Genomic DNA, 15630 nt, shown 5'->3' on the forward strand with positions numbered 1-15630 from the left:
ATGAGCGGCCGTTACGTGCTGCCCTCGTTCACGGAGCGCACTTCGTACGGCGTCAAGGAGACGACCCCGTACACCAAGCTCTTCGAGGACCGGGTCGTCTTCATCGGCGCGCCCATCGACGACGTCGTGGCCAACGACGTGATGGCCCAGCTGCTCACGCTCGAGTCGCTCGATCCCGACCGGGACATCAACATCTACATCAACTCTCCCGGCGGGTCGTTCACGGCGATGACGGCCATATACGACACGATGCAGTTCGTCCAGCCGGAGATCCACACCGTCTGCATCGGCGAGGCATCCTCGGCGGCGGCCGTCCTCCTGGCGGCGGGCACACCCGGCAAGCGCGCCGCCCTGCCGCACGCCCGCATCCTCCTGCACGAGCCCCACGCGGAGGGCGGGCGCGGCCAGGGGAGCGACCTGGAGATCCGCGCCAGGGAGATCCTGCGGATGCGCGACCAGCAGGAGGAGATCCTCTCCCGGCACACGGGGCGGGGCATCCTGGAGATCAGGAAGGACATCGAGCGGGACCGGATCTTCACCGCGGAGCAGGCGCGCACGTATGGGCTGGTGGACGACATCTACGCCTCCAGGAAACGCACCCTGACCGCCGCCCGCTGAGCCGCCGCCTGGCGTCCTCGCACCCGGGCCCTCGCACCAGGGCCCGCCGTGGCCGATCATGATGCCGAGGTCACGCGGCTCGCGTGTCCCTCACGTCTTCCCGGTGAGCGGGCTCGTCCCCGCTCACTGTTGGAGGGTCTGGCTGCGCTCGACGAGGTCCAGCATCGCCTTCTGGATCCGGCGCAGGACGACGACGGTCTCTCGGCGGCTGCGGCGATGGCCGGCCCACCGGGGGCGACGGGCGGCTTGAGCAGTTGGGCCACGGTGTCGGAGAGGATCTCGTCAAGGTCGTCGGCGCCGAGGGGAGCGGTGGCCGGGGCCGACATGGCGGCGCTGAACCCGGTGAGCACGGCGTGTACGGCGTAGGCCTACTCGGGCAGGGGACGGTCGCGGCGGATCAGGCCGTGTCGGCGAAGGACCGGCATGCCCGTCTCGCACAGGGCGCTGGGCGTGGTGCGGGCGAACAGTTCGCGGTCGCCGGCCTGCTGGGTGAGCAGCCGCAGCAGGCCGGCGTCGCCGCCGTGCAGGCGGTACGCCAGAGGGAGGCGCAGCCCTGTGTGGATCAGCAGTGGGGCCAGGTGGCGTGCGAGAGGCCCTCGATCAGCCGGCTCATCCGGGCGGTCATCGTATTCCGATCGTGCTGGGGCCGGGTCACACGGCGGCGACGTCGAACGTCTTGTTCTTCATGTCCGCGCCGTTCATGATCTTGCCCATGGCCTGCCCGATGACCGGCATGCGCATCAGGCGGAGCATTGCGGCGCGCAGGACCTGCTCCTTGCGGTCGTGGGGCGTGAAGATCCTGCGCATGATCAGCGCGCTGTTCTGCTCGGTCTGGATGAAGGGCCGCATCCGGGCCTCCCACGCGTCCAGCGCGCCCGGCAGGTCACCGGGGTGGCGCTGCAGCATGGTGCCCAGCAGCTCGCCTCCGGCGATGCCGCTGGAGGCGCCCATGCCCGCGTACAGGGTCACGCACCAGGCGGCGTCGCCGACCAGGACCACCCGACCCTGGTGCCAGCGCGGCATCTTGACCTGGTTCACCGAGTCGAACAGGAACTCCGGAGCCTGCTCGAACGCCGTGAGCAACCTCTCCAGGAGCGGTCCGGTGGGCTGCGGGCCGAACGCGGCCCGGATGGACTCGATAGGTGGGCGGGCGAATTCGGCGTCGACGTCGGCGGTGCGGTAGGAGAACAGCAGGCCCGGGGCGTGGTCGGAGAAGGGGAAGATCCACGCTGAGCGTCCCGGCTCGGCCAGGGTCAGGCCCTGGTCCTGGCCGAGGCCCTCGATCGGCTTGTCCAGGACGGTGGCGCCGATCATGTAGTTCAGCGGACGCAGGTAGTTCTCGGGGCCGAAGGCCAGCTTGCGCACGGTCGAGCGCATCCCGTCGGCGCCCACCACCAGGTCGAAGCGCTCGGTCACGGTGGCGCCGGAGGCGGTGTCGCGCAGGGTGACCTCCGCCGCCGAGTCGTCCTGGGTGATGTGGGTGGGCACGGTGGAGAAGCGGATCTCCACATCGGCCGGCAGCGCCGAGAACAGCGCCTGCTCGACGTCGCCGCGCAGCACCACCCGGGGTTTGCCGGGCAGGCCCGCCAGGCTCATGCCGACGGTGTGGCGTCCGGCCCGGTTCACCTCGTACGGGACGGCCTGTGGGGTACGGTCGCCGATCGCCTCCAGGACGCCCAGCCGCTCCGCGGAGGCGAGCCCGGCGCCGAACAGCAGGATGAAGTACCCGTTCGAGCGGCGTGCCGGGGCCCGCTCCACCAGCACCGGCTCCCAGCCGACCTGCCGCAGCCGCAGCGCGGTGGCGATGCCCGCGATCCCGAGCCCGACCACCAGCGCACGGCCGCGCACTGCAGCATTCTTCATGCCCGTTCCCCTTCTTTCACGTCATCGCCACGCTATCAGACCAACTGACCATTTCGGTTCAATTGGTCAGCGCCTTCGGCTGTCAGCGCTTGGGGGCGCAGTCGTAGAGGGTGGTGCCGCCTCCCATGGGGCCGCCGGTCGCCGGACTGCCGGGCGAGGAGGCGGTGGAGCTGCCGCCATAGGCGGTGGCGGGGACTTCGGCGCAGTTCTCTTTCATCCATTGCGCGCGGTTCGTGCTCGTCGTCCCACCCAGCATGGCGGCGAAGCCGGCCCGGCCGGATCCCAGGACGAAGCGCAGTTGCCCGGAACCCGTCCAGTCCTTCAGCTGCCGGACGCTCGGGGCGTCGTCGATGCCGACGAAGCCGCCCATGCCGATGACGGTGACGTCGCTGTTGAGGATGAAACCGGAGGCCGACATGGCGCCACCTTCGACGGCGAGCTTGATCCGGGCGGAGCCGGAGTTTTGGACGACATAGTCGAGGATCTTGCGCTGGTCGGAGCTGAGCGCGGTGCCGTCGCCGGGGAAGCCGCCGGAGAACCCGGGCGGCATGCCTCCGCGACCGCCGGGGAATCCTCCCGTTCCGCCGGGGAATCCTTCGGGGAGCTCCATGCCCGGCGGGAGTTCCATCCCTTCAGGGAGTTCCATGCCTGGCGGGAGCCCCATCCCCTCCGGGAGCTCGAATCCGCCCGGAGTAGCGCCGCCTCCGCCTCCCCGGCCGAAGGGCATGGTCAGCGGACCCGCGGTGGGATTGGCGCCGCCCATCATCGAAGGGGAGCCGGGCACGCTGATCGCCCAGGCCGCGGGAGCGGACAGCACCGCCAGGACCGCGACGCCGAGCGCGGCGGGAAGCAGCCGTCGCCGGCCGGCGGACACGAGCAGCAGCACGATCGCCGCCACTCCCGCCACGCCCACGGGCCACACCAGCCAGCCGTTCCAGGACGGCACCCGCCCGATCATGGCCAGTGCCCAGGCCGTGGTCACCGCGACGGCCCCGGCTCCCAGCGGGAGTGCCCAGCGAGCCCCGGCCCGGTGGGCGCGGGCCAGCGTCGTGGCGAAGCCGGCGGTGAGGGCGGCGATGGCGGGGGCCAGCTGCGTCGTGTAGTACGGGTGGAAGATCCCCTGCTGCGTGGCGAACACCACGCCGCAGACCACCAGCCACGTCCCCCACAGCACCCATCCGGCCGCGCCAAGCGGCTCACCGGGCATCGTGACTCCGCGCCGGCGCAGGACCGCGACGGCCACGGCCAGCGCCAGCGCCACCGCGCACAACGGCAGCAGCCAGCTGATCTGCCCGCCGACCTGCTCGTTGAAGAGCCGCCCTGGACCGGCCGCCCCGCCGAAGGAGATGCTGAAGCCACCTAGGCCGCCGCCCATGCCGCCGCCGCTCCCGCCGAGGACCCGCCCGAGGCCGTTGTAGCCGATCACCAGGTCCCAGGCACTGCCGTCGGTGCTGCCGCCGATGTACGGCCGCTCGCCCGGCCAGAACGCGACCATCGCCACCCACCACAGGGAGGACACCGCGAGCACGGCCCCGCCGACCAGCAGCCTGGCGAGCCGGCCCAGCCAGGGGCCCTTCGCGCCGACCAGCCAGGCTGCCGCGAAGGCGGGGATCACCATCCAGGCGGCCAGCATCTTCGCCATGAAGCCGAGGCCGATCAGGAACCCGGCGGCGCAGAGCCACCGCAGGCCGGCCCGGCCGGATGGCGTCCGCAAGGTCCGGGTCAGCGCGTACGCCGCCGCCACCAGCGTCAGCACCAGCAGCGTGTCCGGGTTGTTGTCGCGGTTGATCGCCACCGTGATCGGGGTCACGGTCAGGACCAGCGCGGCCAGCAGCCCCGCCGCCTCGCCCGCCCACAGGCGCACGGTGCGGTGCAGGAGGAACACCGCCGCGACGCCTTCCAGCAGCTGGGGCAGGATCATCGCCCAGCCGTGCAGGCCGAAGATCTTGGTGCTGAGCACCTGCGGCCACAGCGCCGCCGGCGGCTTGTCGACGGTGATCACACCCGCCGGGTCGAAGGCGCCGAACAGGAAGTTCGTCCAGCTCTGACCCATCGACTTCACGGCCGCGGAGTAGTAGCTGTTGCCCCAGCCGAGGGAGCCGAGGGCCCAGCCGTACAGGCCGGCGGCCAGGAGCAGGATCGCCGCCAGCGCGGCCCGAGCCGCCCAGCCTGGGAGCGGACGGGCTGCGGCACGTGGGGTGGACGGCAGAGTCATCGTGTGTGTCGCTCTCTGGAAATGGCGGCGGGGTCAGGGGGTGGTACGACGGAAGACGGCCAGCCGCAGCACCACGAAGCGGACAGCGGTGACCAGCACGGAGGAGGCGGTGAGCACCAGCGTCTCGGCCGCGGCCGACGCCTCGGGCTGGTAATGGCGGAACAGCAGCACGGCGGCGGACGTGACGACGTACCCGATCAGGAACAGGGCTCCGGCCCCCAGGTGTGCCCGCCCGGCGCCAGTGCCGGACCAGCGGAAGGTGAGACGGCGGTTGGCCTCGGTGTTGAGCACGGTGAGGACCAGCAGCGACACCAGGTTCGCGAGCACGGGCGGCCACCACGCGCGCAGCAGCCAGTAGAGCAGGGCCTGGCCGGCCGTGGAGAGCACGCCGATGGCCACGAAGCAGCCGACCTCCCAGGTGATCCGGGAGCCTGCCCTGGCGGGGGCGAGCACGGCGTCGGGGTGCTCGGCGGCGGGGGCGGGACGCCTGGGCAACGGCACCCGTGCGGAGCCCGACGCCTTCATGCGGGCCACTCGCCACAGTCCGCGCAGGTCGTCCGCGGCGGTGCTGACGACGTCGACCCGGGTGTCCACGTCCTCGACCCAGTCGACCGGGACCTCGTGGATGCGCAGGCTGTTGTGCTCGGCGAGCAGCAGCAGTTCGGTGTCGAAGAACCAGGCGTCGTCCTGCGTCCGTTCGAGCAGCGGGCCGAGCACGTCCGTACGCGCGGCCTTGAAGCCGCACTGCGCGTCGCTGAAACGGGCTCCGTGGGTGAGCCGGATGATCGCGTTGTAGCAGCGGGAGATCAGCTCGCGGCGGGGGCCGCGCACGGTGCGCGCGCCGGGGGCCAGCCGGCTGCCGATGGCGAGATCGGAGTGGCCGCTGGCGAGCGGCGCGATCAGCGGCAACAGCCCGTCCAGGCGGGTGGACAGGTCCACGTCCATGTAGACGACGATGTCGGCCTCGCTCGCGCCCCACACCGTACGCAGCGCCAGGCCGCGGCCTTTCCGGTCGAGGTGGACCACGTCCGTCCCGGGCAGTTCGGCGGCCAGCTCGTGGGCCACCTCCAGCGTGCGGTCAGTACTCGCGTTGTCCGCCACGGTGATCCGCCAGGGGAACGGCATCCGCTCCCGCAGGTGCGCGTGAAGGGTGCGCAGGCATCCCGGGAGCGCCCGCTCCTCGTTGTGGACGGGAATGACGATCTCGACGCTGGGACCCTGTGGGCTGAGCTGATCCGGACTCTGCGAGTGCTGGAAATCGCGGCAAAGGCCTGGGCCGCGGGTGGTGTTGGTCACTGATCTCCTCATGTAGCCGATGCCGGAGGGGCGGCGGGGACGAGCCCGCCGTCCACCGCGCCGGGGCATCGTGAACGAGCCCGGAAGGCGCCGGTCGCGCCCGGGCCGGCAGGAGCAGAGCGGCACCACGGCCGGCGCACCGGACGCACCGCGCCGGCATCGTTGTGGGCACTACCAAGCCTCGCGGCGTCGTCTCGGCGGAGCGTCCGCCTGGAGGAGGGTTCTGAACTGCGGCGATCGCAGTAGGCGCCGGGGGCGGGTTACCGCGCCCGTGGGTCCCGGCCGATCAGCGGGCCTGGGGACGGACCAGGCCGGTCTCGTAGGCGATGATCACCAGTTGGGCGCGGTCGTGCGCCTTCAGCTTGGTCATGGCCCGGTTGACGTGCGTCTTGGCGGTCACCCGGCTGATGCCGAGCAGGTCGGCGATCTCGTCGTTGGTGCGTCCGTGGGCCACCAAGATCATCACCTCGCGTTCGCGTTCGGTGAGCACGGCGAGGTCTTCCGGTACGTGCGTGGCCGTGACGCCGGGGCTGGCCAGAAAGCGGTTGATCAGGCCTGCGGTCGCCGCCGGCGACAGCAGTGCCTCGCCCCGGGCCACCACCCTGATGGCCTCTTGCAACTCGCCGGCCTCCACGCTCTTGCCGAGGAAGCCGCTGGCGCCCGCCCGCAGCGCGGCGAAGACGTACTCGTCGATCTCGAACGTGGTCAGGACCAGCACCCGCACCCCGGCCAAAGAGGAGGTGATCTCGCTGGTCGCGGCAAGCCCGTCCATGCCGGGCATGCGGACGTCCATCAGCACCACGTCGGCTCTGGTCTCGCGCGCCAGCCGTACGGCGTCATGACCGTTGGCGGCCTCGCCGACCACCCTCAGGTCGGGCGCCGAGTCGACCAGCACCCGGAAGCCGGCGCGGACCAGCGCCTGGTCGTCGGCGAGCAGCACGGTGATCGTCATGACCGGTTCTTCCTGGAGGCGGGGAGCACGGCGTGCACCCGGAAGCCACCGCCCGCCACGGGCCCGGCCAGGAAGGTGCCGTCGACCGACAGGGCGCGCTCTCGCATGCCGATCAGCCCGTGACCGGTCCCCGAGGAGCTCCCGCCGGGATGACCGGCACCGTCGTCGGCCACGTCGACGATCACCTCGTCGGAGGTGTAGCTGATCCGCACGGTCGCGGTCGCCCGCGGGGCATGCTTGCTCACGTTGGTCAGCGCCTCCTGGGCGATCCGGAACGCGGCGAGGTCCACAGGAGCGGGCAGCGGTCGCGGGTCGCCGTAGACCATCCAGCCCAGCTTCAGCCCCGCGGCGGTGAACGAGTCGACCAGCTCGGGCAGCCGGTCCAGCCCCGGCGCGGGCTCGGTGAGGAGCTCGTCGCGGCTGCCAGGACGGCGCAGCAGCCCCACCGTCGTCCGCAACTCCTCCAGCGCCTCCTTGCCGGCATGGCGGACGTGGCCCAGCGCCGTGCGGGCCTGCTCGGGCTCGGTGGCCAGCACATGCTCGGCGACCTGCGCCTGCACGTTGATCAGCGCGATGTGGTGGGCGAGCACGTCGTGCAGCTCCCGAGCGATGCGCAGCCGTTCCTCCATCACCCGGCGTTCGGCCTCCTCCTCGCGGGTCTCCTCGGCCCGGCGCGCCCGCTCCTCGACGGCGGCCACATAGGCCCGGCGGCTGCGCAGCGCGTCTCCGGCGGCGGTGGCCATGCCGACGAAGGCGATCGGTGCCAGCACGTCGGGCGCCAGCCACGCGGTCCCGCCGAACACGACCCTGACCACGATGACCAGGAGCGCGACGAGCTCTCCGTAGACCCACGCCGTCCGGCGGGGGCACCGCGAGGCCACCGTGTACACCGCGATCGCCATCGCCAGATCCAGCGGGGCACGCCTGCCGTCGATCATGTCGTAGGTGACGAACCCGGCGACCGTGACGGCGAGGACGGCGCGTGGCCACCGCCGCCGGAGGACCAGAGCCCCGCAGACGACCGCGGCCAGCGCGATGCCGTGCGCGGTGAGGTGCTGCATCCGGCCGTGCCACTCCGCCCCGGGCGCCACCGGCGGCCCCGGCGCCACCAGCGCCATCGCGAACGCGCACGCGGCCAGCATCGTGTCCGCCACATAGGGGCGGGAAAGGAGCTTCTGCCTCAGCCAGGCCTGCGGACGCACCCCTCCACGGTAGGCCTGACCTCGGGACATTCCCTCATCCCTGGGTACCCCCCGCTCTACTGCGACCGCAGTACGGGCCGGGCCCACCGTCACTGCTGGAGGGTCTGGCTGCGGTCGATCAGGTCCAGGACCGCGGCCCGGATGTCGCGGAAGAGAGCGATGATCTCCTCGGCGGCCGCGGCCTCGGCCTCTTCGCCGGGCGGGTCCGGGGGGTCGACCAGGGTGGCGACAGTGTCGGCGAGGAGCGCGGCCGGGTCGTCGACGCCCGGCGGGGCGGCGGCCGGGACGGTGGCCGGGGCCGACATGGTGGCCAGGAACCCGATGAGCACGGCGTGCAGGGCGTAGGTCTGGCCGGCCAGGGGGCGGTCGTGGCGGATCAGGCCGTGGCGGTGGAGGATCGGCAGGACGGCGTTGGCCATGGCGGCGGGGTTGGTGCGGGCGTACAGGTCGCGGTCGCCGGGGTCCTGGACGAGCAGCCGCAGCAACTCCGGGTCGCCGTTGTGCAGGCGCTGTCCCAGCGGGAGCTTCCGGGCGGTGCCGACGATGAGCGGGGCCATGCGGCTGGGGCGGACATTGGCGGGGTCGGTGGTGAGGGCGGCGATGAGCTCTTCCAGGGTGGCCAGCAGGTCGCGGGCGAACAGGCCCCGGATGAGATCTTCTTTGCTGGGCCAGTACAGGTAGACGGTGCCTTTTCCGACGCCGGCCGCCTGGCTGATCTCGGACACGGTCACCTTGCCCGCGCCGTGGTCGAGCACCAGTGCGCGGGCGCTGTCCAGGATGCGGGCGGCCTTGCGTGAGTGGAGTTCGACCAGCTGGCTCACCGGGGACTGTCCTCTTGCCTCGTGCTCGGTCTGGCCGGGGGTGGCCAGCGTTCCTGGCCATTATCCCGCCCATGGCCGCGCGATGGTGGACCAGTGGGCACGGGCGGCGATGGGCGGCGGAAACCGGGCAAAGTGCACCTTGTAAACTCTTGACGTTTATCGGGGGAAACGGGGAGTGGCGTTGCCGCTGGAGCAGGTCCTGGTGTTGCTGGCCGCAGCGGCAGGCGCGGGGTGGGTCGACGCCGTCGTGGGCGGCGGCGGGCTGTTGCAGCTTCCCGCGATCATGATGACCGGAATGCCGACCGTCGAGGCGATGGCCACCAACAAGCTCTCCTCGGTCTTCGGCACCGCGTCGGCCGCCGTCGCCTACGCCCGCTCCACCAAGATCGATCGGCAGGTGGCCTTCCCCGGTGCGGGACTGGCCGTGCTGAGCGCCGGATTGGGAGCATGGGCGGCCGCGGCGATCTCGGCCGAGGTGCTGCGGCCCGCCGTCATGGTGGTGCTGCTCGGCGTGGCCGCGTTCGTGACGTTGCGGCCCTCGCTCGGGGCCGTGCCGGTGCCTCATCTGCGTACCGACGCCAGGGTGTTCGCCGCCGTGGCGACGGCGGGGATCGGGATCGCCTTCTACGACGGCATCGTGGGGCCCGGTACGGGCACGTTCCTGATCATCGCCTTCACCACCATCCTCGGGCTCGACTTCGTCTCGGCCTCCGCCTCCGCCAAGATCATCAACGTCGGGACGAACCTCGGGGCCCTGGTGGTCTTCGGCCTCCAGGGGCACGTGAACTGGGCGCTCGGGCTCGGCATGGCCGTGTGCAACGTGGCCGGGGCCCAGCTCGGCGCGCGGATGGCGCTCAGGCGCGGCGCCGGCTTCGTGCGGATCGTCCTGCTGTGCGTCGTGGTGGCCCTGGTCGCCCGGCTGGGGTGGCAGCAGTTCGGCCCCTGAAGGGGCGCCTCCATGGCAGGCGGGGCGCCCCCAAGACGGCTGCGGGGGTCAGGCCAGCAGGGAGCGGACGTAGTCGCCGATCGTCCGCGTGTGGCGGCCGATGAGCTCGCGTAGCGTGCCTGGCGTTTCGTCGAGCCAGCCACGGGAGATGTTGACGTCCACGTCGGCCAGAAGCTCCGCGAACGGGCCCGGGAGGCCGGCACCGGCCAGGACGCCCGCGTACTCGTCCTTCGGCAGGTTCCGGTAGGCGACCTCCTTGCCGGTGACCTTGGAGATCTCGGCGGCCAGGTCGGCGCGGCTCCAGGCGGTGTCGCCGGCCAGCTCGTACACCTGGCCGTCGTGGCCCTCGCCGGTCAGCACGGTGGCCGCGGCGGCAGCGTAGTCGGCGCGGGAGGCGGAGGCGACCCGGCCGTCGCCCGCGGCGCCGTACACGGCGCCGTGCTGGGGCGCCGTGACGATTGACTGCTCGTAGACCTCGTTGTACCAGTTGTTGCGCAGGATCGTGTACGTCACCCCGGACGCCTTGATGTACTCCTCGGTCGCCCGGTGGTCGGCGGCCAGGGCGGCCTCGGTGGTGTCGGCCCTGGGCGCGCTGGTGTAGACGAGCGCGGCCCCGGCCCGCTTCGCGGCGTCCACGACGGCCGCGTGCTGCCGCACCCGCTGGGGTTCGATGCCGGAGATGAGCAGCACCTTGGCGGCGCCCCGCATGGCGGCCTCGATCGTCTCGGGCCGGTCGTAGTCGGCCTCGCGGACCTCGACGCCGAGGTCGGCGGCCTTGTCCGGGGTACGCGCGGCCGCGACGACCTGCGCGGCGGGGACCCGCTTCGTGAGCTCCTCGACCACCAGCCGGCCCAGGTGCCCGCTCGCTCCGGTTACCACGATCATGGTTTCTCTCCCATCGGTACTTTCTATTTGATAGTAGTTTCTACAAGAAAGTACGCCCAAAGGCGTAAGCTGGCAGCCATGGAGGAGTTCGATGAGCTGGTGGCCGATGTCTTCTCGCGCAGGTGCACCTCGCGCACGGTGCTGGAGACCCTCACCGGCCGATGGGCGATCCTGGCGCTGGTGGCCCTGCACGAGGGGCCCTATCGCTTCAACGCGCTGCGCCGCCGCGTCGACGGGGTGAGCGAGAAGATGTTGTCCCAGACCCTGCACGCCCTCGAACGCGACGGCATGGTGCTGCGCGTGGCGGAGACCTCGATCCCGCCCCGGGTCGAATACAGCCTCACCCCGCTGGGCCGCGAGGCCGCCGAGCGCCTGATCCCCCTCCTGGAGTGGGTGGAGGAGCGCATGCCCGAGGTGGTGTCCGCCCGGGAGGAACACGCCTCGCGCTAGCAGCTAGCGGACAGGCGTTCGGGTGCGCAGCGCTGTGGCGGTCAGGGCGACGAAGGCGGCCAGCACCGCCGGGATGGCCAGCGCGAGGGGCAGACCGGCCAGCTGGGCCGCGGCGCCGATGAACACCGGCCCCGACAGGAGCCCCAGGTATCCGATGGAGGCCACCCGCGCCAGCGCCCGGCCCGCGAAGGCGGGATTGCGGTGGCCGGCGGCCGAGAACACCTGCGGCACGATGCACGACAGCCCCGCCCCGAAGCAGCCGAACCCGATCACCCCCGCCACCGGATGCCCGCCCAGCAGCGCCAGCCCCAGCCCCGCGGCGGCCAGCAGCCCGCAGCAGCGCACCAGCGGCACCGCGCCGAACCTGGCCGCCAGCCGGTCACCCGCCAGCCGCCCCGCCGTCATCATGATGGAGAACGCGGCATACCCCGCGGCGGCGAACCCCGGCGAGGCGGCCAGGTCCTCGCGCAGGTAGACCGAGCTCCAGTCGGCCGAGGCGCCCTCGCCCACCAGGCAGCAGAACGCCAGCACGCCCAGGAACACGATCCCCTTGGGCCGCGCGTCCGACCCGCCAGAGCCAGAGTCAGAGCCGTCCGGGTCCTGGGCGGAGGACGGGACCGAGCGCAGGGCCCAGCGGGCGGCCCAGATCGCCAGCAGCGCGATCACCGTGCCCATCGACAGGAACGTGGCCGCGGCCGACAGGCCGAGGTGGGCGAACAGACCGCCCGCCGTGGCGCCCGTGAACCCGCCGATGCTGTAGACGGCGTGGAACGACGACATGATCGGCCGCCCGTAGGCCCGCTCGACCTCCACCGCGTTGGCGTTCATGGCCACGTCCAGGATCCCGTGCACGATGCCGAACGCCAGCAGCGTCCCCGCCAGCGCCCACAGGCTCGGGGCATAGGCGGGCGGCACGAGCACGACGCCCTGCAGGAGAGCGGCCGGGATCATGACGCGGCTGCTGCCGTGCCGGTCGACCAGCCGGCCCACCGCGGTCATCCCGGCCATCGCCCCGCCCGCGATGGCCAGCAGGGCGAGGCTGAACTGGCCGTCGCCCAGCCCGAGGTGCTCCTTGATGGCGGGGATGCGGGCCGTCCAGGTGCCCATGGCCGTGCCGGCCAGGAAGAAGAGCAGGTAGACCGCCGTACGTTCCCGCCTGAGGACGCCCTGCCGGGTGCCGGGCGCGGGTCTCACGCGGCCTCCCTGACCGTCACCCCGGCCGCCACCAGGGCGTCGCGTTCCTCGCCCGGTATGCCGGAGTCCGTCACCACCACGTCCAGCCGCGAGATCGGGCAGACCGCGCCGAAGGCCGTACGCGCGAACTTGCCCGAGTCGCACGCCACGATCACCCGCCGCGCCGAGGCGATGGCCGCCTGCTTGATCGCCACCTCCGGCAGGTCGTGCGCGGTCAGCCCGTGCTCGGCCGACAGCCCGCAGCAGCCGATCACCGCCGTGTCGAACCGCAACGCCTTCAACGAGCTCTCGGTCAGCGGCCCCATGAAGTTCAGCTCGCCCTGGCGTATCTCGCCGCCGGGCAGCACCAGCCGCACGCGTGGCGCGGCGGCCAGCAGCGACACCGACTGCAGGGCCAGCGGCAGCACGGTCAGGCGGCGGTCGTGCAGGGCGCGGGCCACCTCCAGCGCGGTCGTGCCGCCGTCCAGCACCACCGCCTCCCCATCGGCGATCAGGGCCGCGACCTCCGCGCCGATGCGCTGCTTGGCCTCCACCGCCTCCCGCTCGCGCACGCCGAACGGCGGCTCCTCGCCGCGCAGCAGCAGCGACAGCGCCCCGCCCCTGACCCGGCGCACCACCCCCTGCTGGGCCAGCTCGTCCAGGTCGCGCCTGATGGTCATCTCCGAGACGCCGTGCTCGGCGGCCAGCTCGGCGACCGAGACGCTGTCGTTGGTGCGCAGGGTGTTCATGATGGCTCGCAAACGCTCCACGCGTTCATACAAACACGACATATGTGCGCAATACAATGGGTGCATGCGTGCCAGCCGCCTCCTCTCGCTGCTCCTGCTCCTGCAGACGCGCGGCCACATGACCGCGCCCGAGCTGGCCGCGGAGCTGGAGGTGTCGGTCCGCACCGTCTACCGCGACGTCGAGGCGCTGTCGGCGGCCGGCGTGCCGGTCTACGCCGACCGGGGACCGGCGGGCGGCTACCAGCTGCTCGACGGCTACCGCACCCGCCTGAACGGGCTGACGGCAGAGGAGGCCTCGTCGCTGTTCCTGGCGGGGCTGCCCGGACCGGCTGCCGAGCTGGGCCTGTCGGAGGTGGTGGCCACCGCGGAGCTGAAGCTGCTGGCCGCGCTGCCGCCCGAGCCGCGCTCGCACGCCTCGCGGATGCGCGAGCGGTTCCTGCTGGACGTGCCGAGCTGGTATCGCACGGCCGACGACGTGCCGCATCTGAGCGAGGTGGCCGAGGCGGTCTGGGAGCAGCGGCCGCTGCACATGACCTACCGGCGCTGGGGGCAGCAGGAGGTCGACCGGGTGGTGCACCCGTACGGGCTGGTGCTCAAGGGCGGGTCCTGGTACATGGTGGCCGCGCCGCAGGGCGGCAGCCCCCGCACGTACCGGGTGGCGCGGATCCTGACGCTGGAGACGACGCCCGGCCGGTTCGCCCGGCCCGAGGGGTTCGACCTGGGCGCGTTCTGGCAGGACTACGCCAAGGAGTTCCGCGAGCGGATGTACACCGCCGAGGCCGTCATCAAGCTGGCCCCCGGCTATGGCGACCTGCTGGCGTACACGATGGGTTCCGACGTCGTGGGCGCCGCGCTGGCCGCCGCGGGAGAGCCCGATCCGGAGGGCTGGCTGACGCTCACGGTGCCCATCGAGTCGATCACGCACGCGCGCTGGCTGCTGCTGCGCATGGGGGTCGCAGTCGAGGTGCTCGGGCCGCCGGAGTTGCGGGCGGCGATGTGCGAGGCGGTCGCGGAACTGCACAAGATGTACGGCTGAGGCCGCCCACGCGATGCACGTATAAATCGGGCGATATTCGGACGCGGTTCTGCGACCATGCCCGGCATGTATCTTCTAGCTTTCGCGGGCGCGTGCGTCCTGATCGCCATGGTGCCGGGGGTCAGCACCGCGATCATCCTGCGCCAGACGCTGCGCGCGGGCCGCGGTTCGGGCCTGGCCGCCACCCTGGGCAACGAGACCGGGATCCTGCTGTGGGGGTTGGCCGCCGCGTTCGGCCTGTCGGCGCTGCTGGTGGCCTCGCAGCTGGCCTACGACGTGATGCGGATCGTGGGCGCCGTGGTGCTGGTGGCGATGGGCGCGCAGTCCCTGTGGCAGGCGCGCAAGGGCTCCCGGCAGTCGGAGGGGGCGCCCGAGGGGGCGGTCGTGCCGGGCTGGCGCGCCCCTTACCTGGCGGGCGTCGGGACGTGCCTGGCCAACCCGAAGGCGGCGGTGTTCGCGATGTCGTTCCTGCCGCAGTTCGTCCCAGCGGGGCAGAACGTGCCGCTGACGCTCGTGACGCTGGCCGTGGTGTGGGTGCTGGTTGACCTGCTCTGGTACGGTCTGCTCGTCTGGACGGTCGCCAAGGCCAAGGCGTGGCTCGGCAGCCCCGGGGTGCGGCGGAGGCTGGAGCAGATCTCCGGCGTGGTGCTGATCGGGCTGGGTGTACGACTGGTGGTGGAGGCGCGATGACGATCTGGCATGCCGAGCGCGGCACGGGCGAGCCCGTGGTGCTGCTGCATTCGAGCGCGGCAGACTCCCGCATGTGGGACGCCCAGGTCGAGGCCCTCTCCGCCCGCTTCCGGGTGATCACAGTGGACTTGCGCGGGTACGGGCGCAGCGCGTTCCAGGCGGACGGGCCTTACAGCGATGCGGGCGACGTGGCCCGGCTGCTGGCCTCTCTCCAGGTGGACCGCGCGGCGCTGGTCGGGTCGTCCGGAGGGAGCCGGGTCGCGCTGGAGCTGGCCGCGGCCGGGCTCGCCGACCGGCTCGTGCTGCTCAACCCCATCTCCACGCTGGAGCCCACGGACGACGTGCGGGCGTACTGGAAGGAGGAGGGGCGCCTGCTGGAGCTGGGCGACGTCCAGGGGGCGGCCGAGCTGAACGCGCGCACCCTTCTCGGCCCCGAGGCGACGCAGGAGGCGTTCGGGCGCGTGGTGGAGATGCAGCGGCACGCGTTCGAGGTGCAGCTGGCCGCCGATCCGGAGCCCGAGCAGGTCGCGGGGGAGTTCGTGCAGGCGGAGATCGACGTTCCCGCGCTGGTGGTGGCCGGCGCGCACGATCTGCCGTACTTCGTGGCCAGCGCCCGCCACCTGGCCGGTGAGCTGCCCCAGGCGCGGCTGGTGGAGCTGGAGTGGGCCGGGCACCTGCCGGCCATGGAACGTCCTGAGGAGATCAACCAGCTGCTCCTGGATTACCTTTAGGGC

General features: G+C 72.2%; 15 protein-coding genes. 6 read left to right on the forward strand and 9 right to left on the reverse strand.

Features of this window, described 5'->3' with window-relative positions:
* A complete protein-coding gene (locus tag ACQPWU_RS26665) occupies positions 1-618 on the forward strand; it encodes an ATP-dependent Clp protease proteolytic subunit (protein WP_433444442.1) in 618 nt (205 codons plus the stop codon).
* Between the two features lie 651 nt (positions 619-1269).
* Here ACQPWU_RS26665 and ACQPWU_RS26670 read toward each other — a convergent pair.
* The 6 genes from ACQPWU_RS26670 to ACQPWU_RS26695 form a co-directional block, all read right to left on the reverse strand.
* Complete coding sequence (locus tag ACQPWU_RS26670; RefSeq protein WP_433444443.1) at positions 1270-2481, reverse strand: FAD-dependent monooxygenase; 1212 nt, start codon at positions 2479-2481, stop codon at positions 1270-1272.
* A gap of 82 nt (positions 2482-2563) precedes the next feature.
* Positions 2564-4696: an ArnT family glycosyltransferase gene (locus tag ACQPWU_RS26675; RefSeq protein ID WP_433444444.1), complete on the reverse strand. Its 2133-nt coding sequence runs from the start codon at positions 4694-4696 to the stop codon at positions 2564-2566.
* Positions 4697-4729: 33 nt separating this feature from the next.
* The gene (locus ACQPWU_RS26680) at positions 4730-5992 is read right to left on the reverse strand and encodes a glycosyltransferase (protein ID WP_433444445.1); all 1263 of its coding nucleotides are present in this window, start codon (positions 5990-5992) and stop codon (positions 4730-4732) included.
* Between the two features lie 286 nt (positions 5993-6278).
* Positions 6279-6944: a response regulator transcription factor gene (locus tag ACQPWU_RS26685; protein ID WP_433444446.1), complete on the reverse strand. Its 666-nt coding sequence runs from the start codon at positions 6942-6944 to the stop codon at positions 6279-6281.
* The gene (locus ACQPWU_RS26690) at positions 6941-8146 is read right to left on the reverse strand and encodes a sensor histidine kinase (protein WP_433444447.1); all 1206 of its coding nucleotides are present in this window, start codon (positions 8144-8146) and stop codon (positions 6941-6943) included. Before ACQPWU_RS26690 ends, ACQPWU_RS26685 begins: the two co-directional genes overlap by 4 nt.
* A gap of 89 nt (positions 8147-8235) precedes the next feature.
* Entirely contained in the window at positions 8236-8967 is a 732-nt protein-coding gene (locus ACQPWU_RS26695) for a TetR/AcrR family transcriptional regulator (protein ID WP_433444448.1), read from the reverse strand.
* 181 nt (positions 8968-9148) lie between these two features.
* Here ACQPWU_RS26695 and ACQPWU_RS26700 point away from each other — a divergent pair, with 181 nt between their 5' ends.
* Positions 9149-9913 (forward strand): TSUP family transporter, encoded by a 765-nt coding sequence (locus tag ACQPWU_RS26700; RefSeq protein ID WP_433445296.1) that lies wholly within the window; start codon positions 9149-9151, stop codon positions 9911-9913.
* A 48-nt stretch (positions 9914-9961) separates the two neighbouring features.
* On the opposite strand, the gene ACQPWU_RS26705 is transcribed toward ACQPWU_RS26700, so the two are convergent.
* On the reverse strand, positions 9962-10798 hold the full coding sequence (locus ACQPWU_RS26705; RefSeq protein ID WP_433444449.1) for an SDR family oxidoreductase: 837 nt from the start codon (positions 10796-10798) through the stop codon (positions 9962-9964).
* Between the two features lie 78 nt (positions 10799-10876).
* Between ACQPWU_RS26705 and ACQPWU_RS26710 the strand changes: the two genes are divergently transcribed.
* Positions 10877-11248, forward strand: a complete 372-nt coding sequence (locus ACQPWU_RS26710) for a winged helix-turn-helix transcriptional regulator (RefSeq protein WP_433444450.1) — start codon at positions 10877-10879, stop codon at positions 11246-11248.
* 3 nt (positions 11249-11251) lie between these two features.
* Here the strand turns inward: ACQPWU_RS26710 and ACQPWU_RS26715 are convergent, their stop codons facing one another.
* Positions 11252-12442, reverse strand: coding sequence for an MFS transporter (locus ACQPWU_RS26715; protein ID WP_433444451.1), 1191 nt, complete (start codon positions 12440-12442; stop codon positions 11252-11254).
* Complete coding sequence (locus ACQPWU_RS26720; protein WP_433444452.1) at positions 12439-13191, reverse strand: DeoR/GlpR family DNA-binding transcription regulator; 753 nt, start codon at positions 13189-13191, stop codon at positions 12439-12441. The genes ACQPWU_RS26715 and ACQPWU_RS26720 overlap by 4 nt, the downstream gene beginning before the upstream one ends.
* A gap of 43 nt (positions 13192-13234) precedes the next feature.
* On the opposite strand from ACQPWU_RS26720, the gene ACQPWU_RS26725 reads away from it, so the two are divergent.
* The 3 genes from ACQPWU_RS26725 (at position 13235) to ACQPWU_RS26735 (ending at position 15627) form a co-directional block, all read left to right on the forward strand.
* Complete coding sequence (locus ACQPWU_RS26725; RefSeq protein ID WP_433444453.1) at positions 13235-14206, forward strand: helix-turn-helix transcriptional regulator; 972 nt, start codon at positions 13235-13237, stop codon at positions 14204-14206.
* A 66-nt stretch (positions 14207-14272) separates the two neighbouring features.
* A complete protein-coding gene (locus ACQPWU_RS26730) occupies positions 14273-14896 on the forward strand; it encodes a LysE family translocator (RefSeq protein ID WP_433444454.1) in 624 nt (207 codons plus the stop codon).
* Positions 14893-15627 (forward strand): alpha/beta fold hydrolase, encoded by a 735-nt coding sequence (locus ACQPWU_RS26735; RefSeq protein ID WP_433444455.1) that lies wholly within the window; start codon positions 14893-14895, stop codon positions 15625-15627. The genes ACQPWU_RS26730 and ACQPWU_RS26735 overlap by 4 nt, the downstream gene beginning before the upstream one ends.
* Positions 15628-15630 lie beyond the last annotated feature (3 nt).

The sequence above is a fragment of the Nonomuraea sp. CA-141351 genome, assembly GCF_050944675.1.
Lineage (GTDB): Bacteria > Actinomycetota > Actinomycetes > Streptosporangiales > Streptosporangiaceae > Nonomuraea.

What these genes read in the sequence shown, in the direction of transcription:
- ACQPWU_RS26665 (WP_433444442.1), top strand. Translation starts at nt 1, where the DNA reads ATGAGCGGCCGTTACGTGCTGCCCTCGTTCACGGAGCGCACTTCGTAC.
- ACQPWU_RS26670 (WP_433444443.1), bottom strand. Translation starts at nt 2,481, where the DNA reads ATGAAGAATGCTGCAGTGCGCGGCCGTGCGCTGGTGGTCGGGCTCGGG.
- ACQPWU_RS26675 (WP_433444444.1), bottom strand. Translation starts at nt 4,696, where the DNA reads ATGACTCTGCCGTCCACCCCACGTGCCGCAGCCCGTCCGCTCCCAGGC.
- ACQPWU_RS26685 (WP_433444446.1), bottom strand. Translation starts at nt 6,944, where the DNA reads ATGACGATCACCGTGCTGCTCGCCGACGACCAGGCGCTGGTCCGCGCC.
- ACQPWU_RS26705 (WP_433444449.1), bottom strand. Translation starts at nt 10,798, where the DNA reads ATGATCGTGGTAACCGGAGCGAGCGGGCACCTGGGCCGGCTGGTGGTC.
- ACQPWU_RS26710 (WP_433444450.1), top strand. Translation starts at nt 10,877, where the DNA reads ATGGAGGAGTTCGATGAGCTGGTGGCCGATGTCTTCTCGCGCAGGTGC.
- ACQPWU_RS26725 (WP_433444453.1), top strand. Translation starts at nt 13,235, where the DNA reads ATGCGTGCCAGCCGCCTCCTCTCGCTGCTCCTGCTCCTGCAGACGCGC.
- ACQPWU_RS26730 (WP_433444454.1), top strand. Translation starts at nt 14,273, where the DNA reads ATGTATCTTCTAGCTTTCGCGGGCGCGTGCGTCCTGATCGCCATGGTG.
- ACQPWU_RS26735 (WP_433444455.1), top strand. Translation starts at nt 14,893, where the DNA reads ATGACGATCTGGCATGCCGAGCGCGGCACGGGCGAGCCCGTGGTGCTG.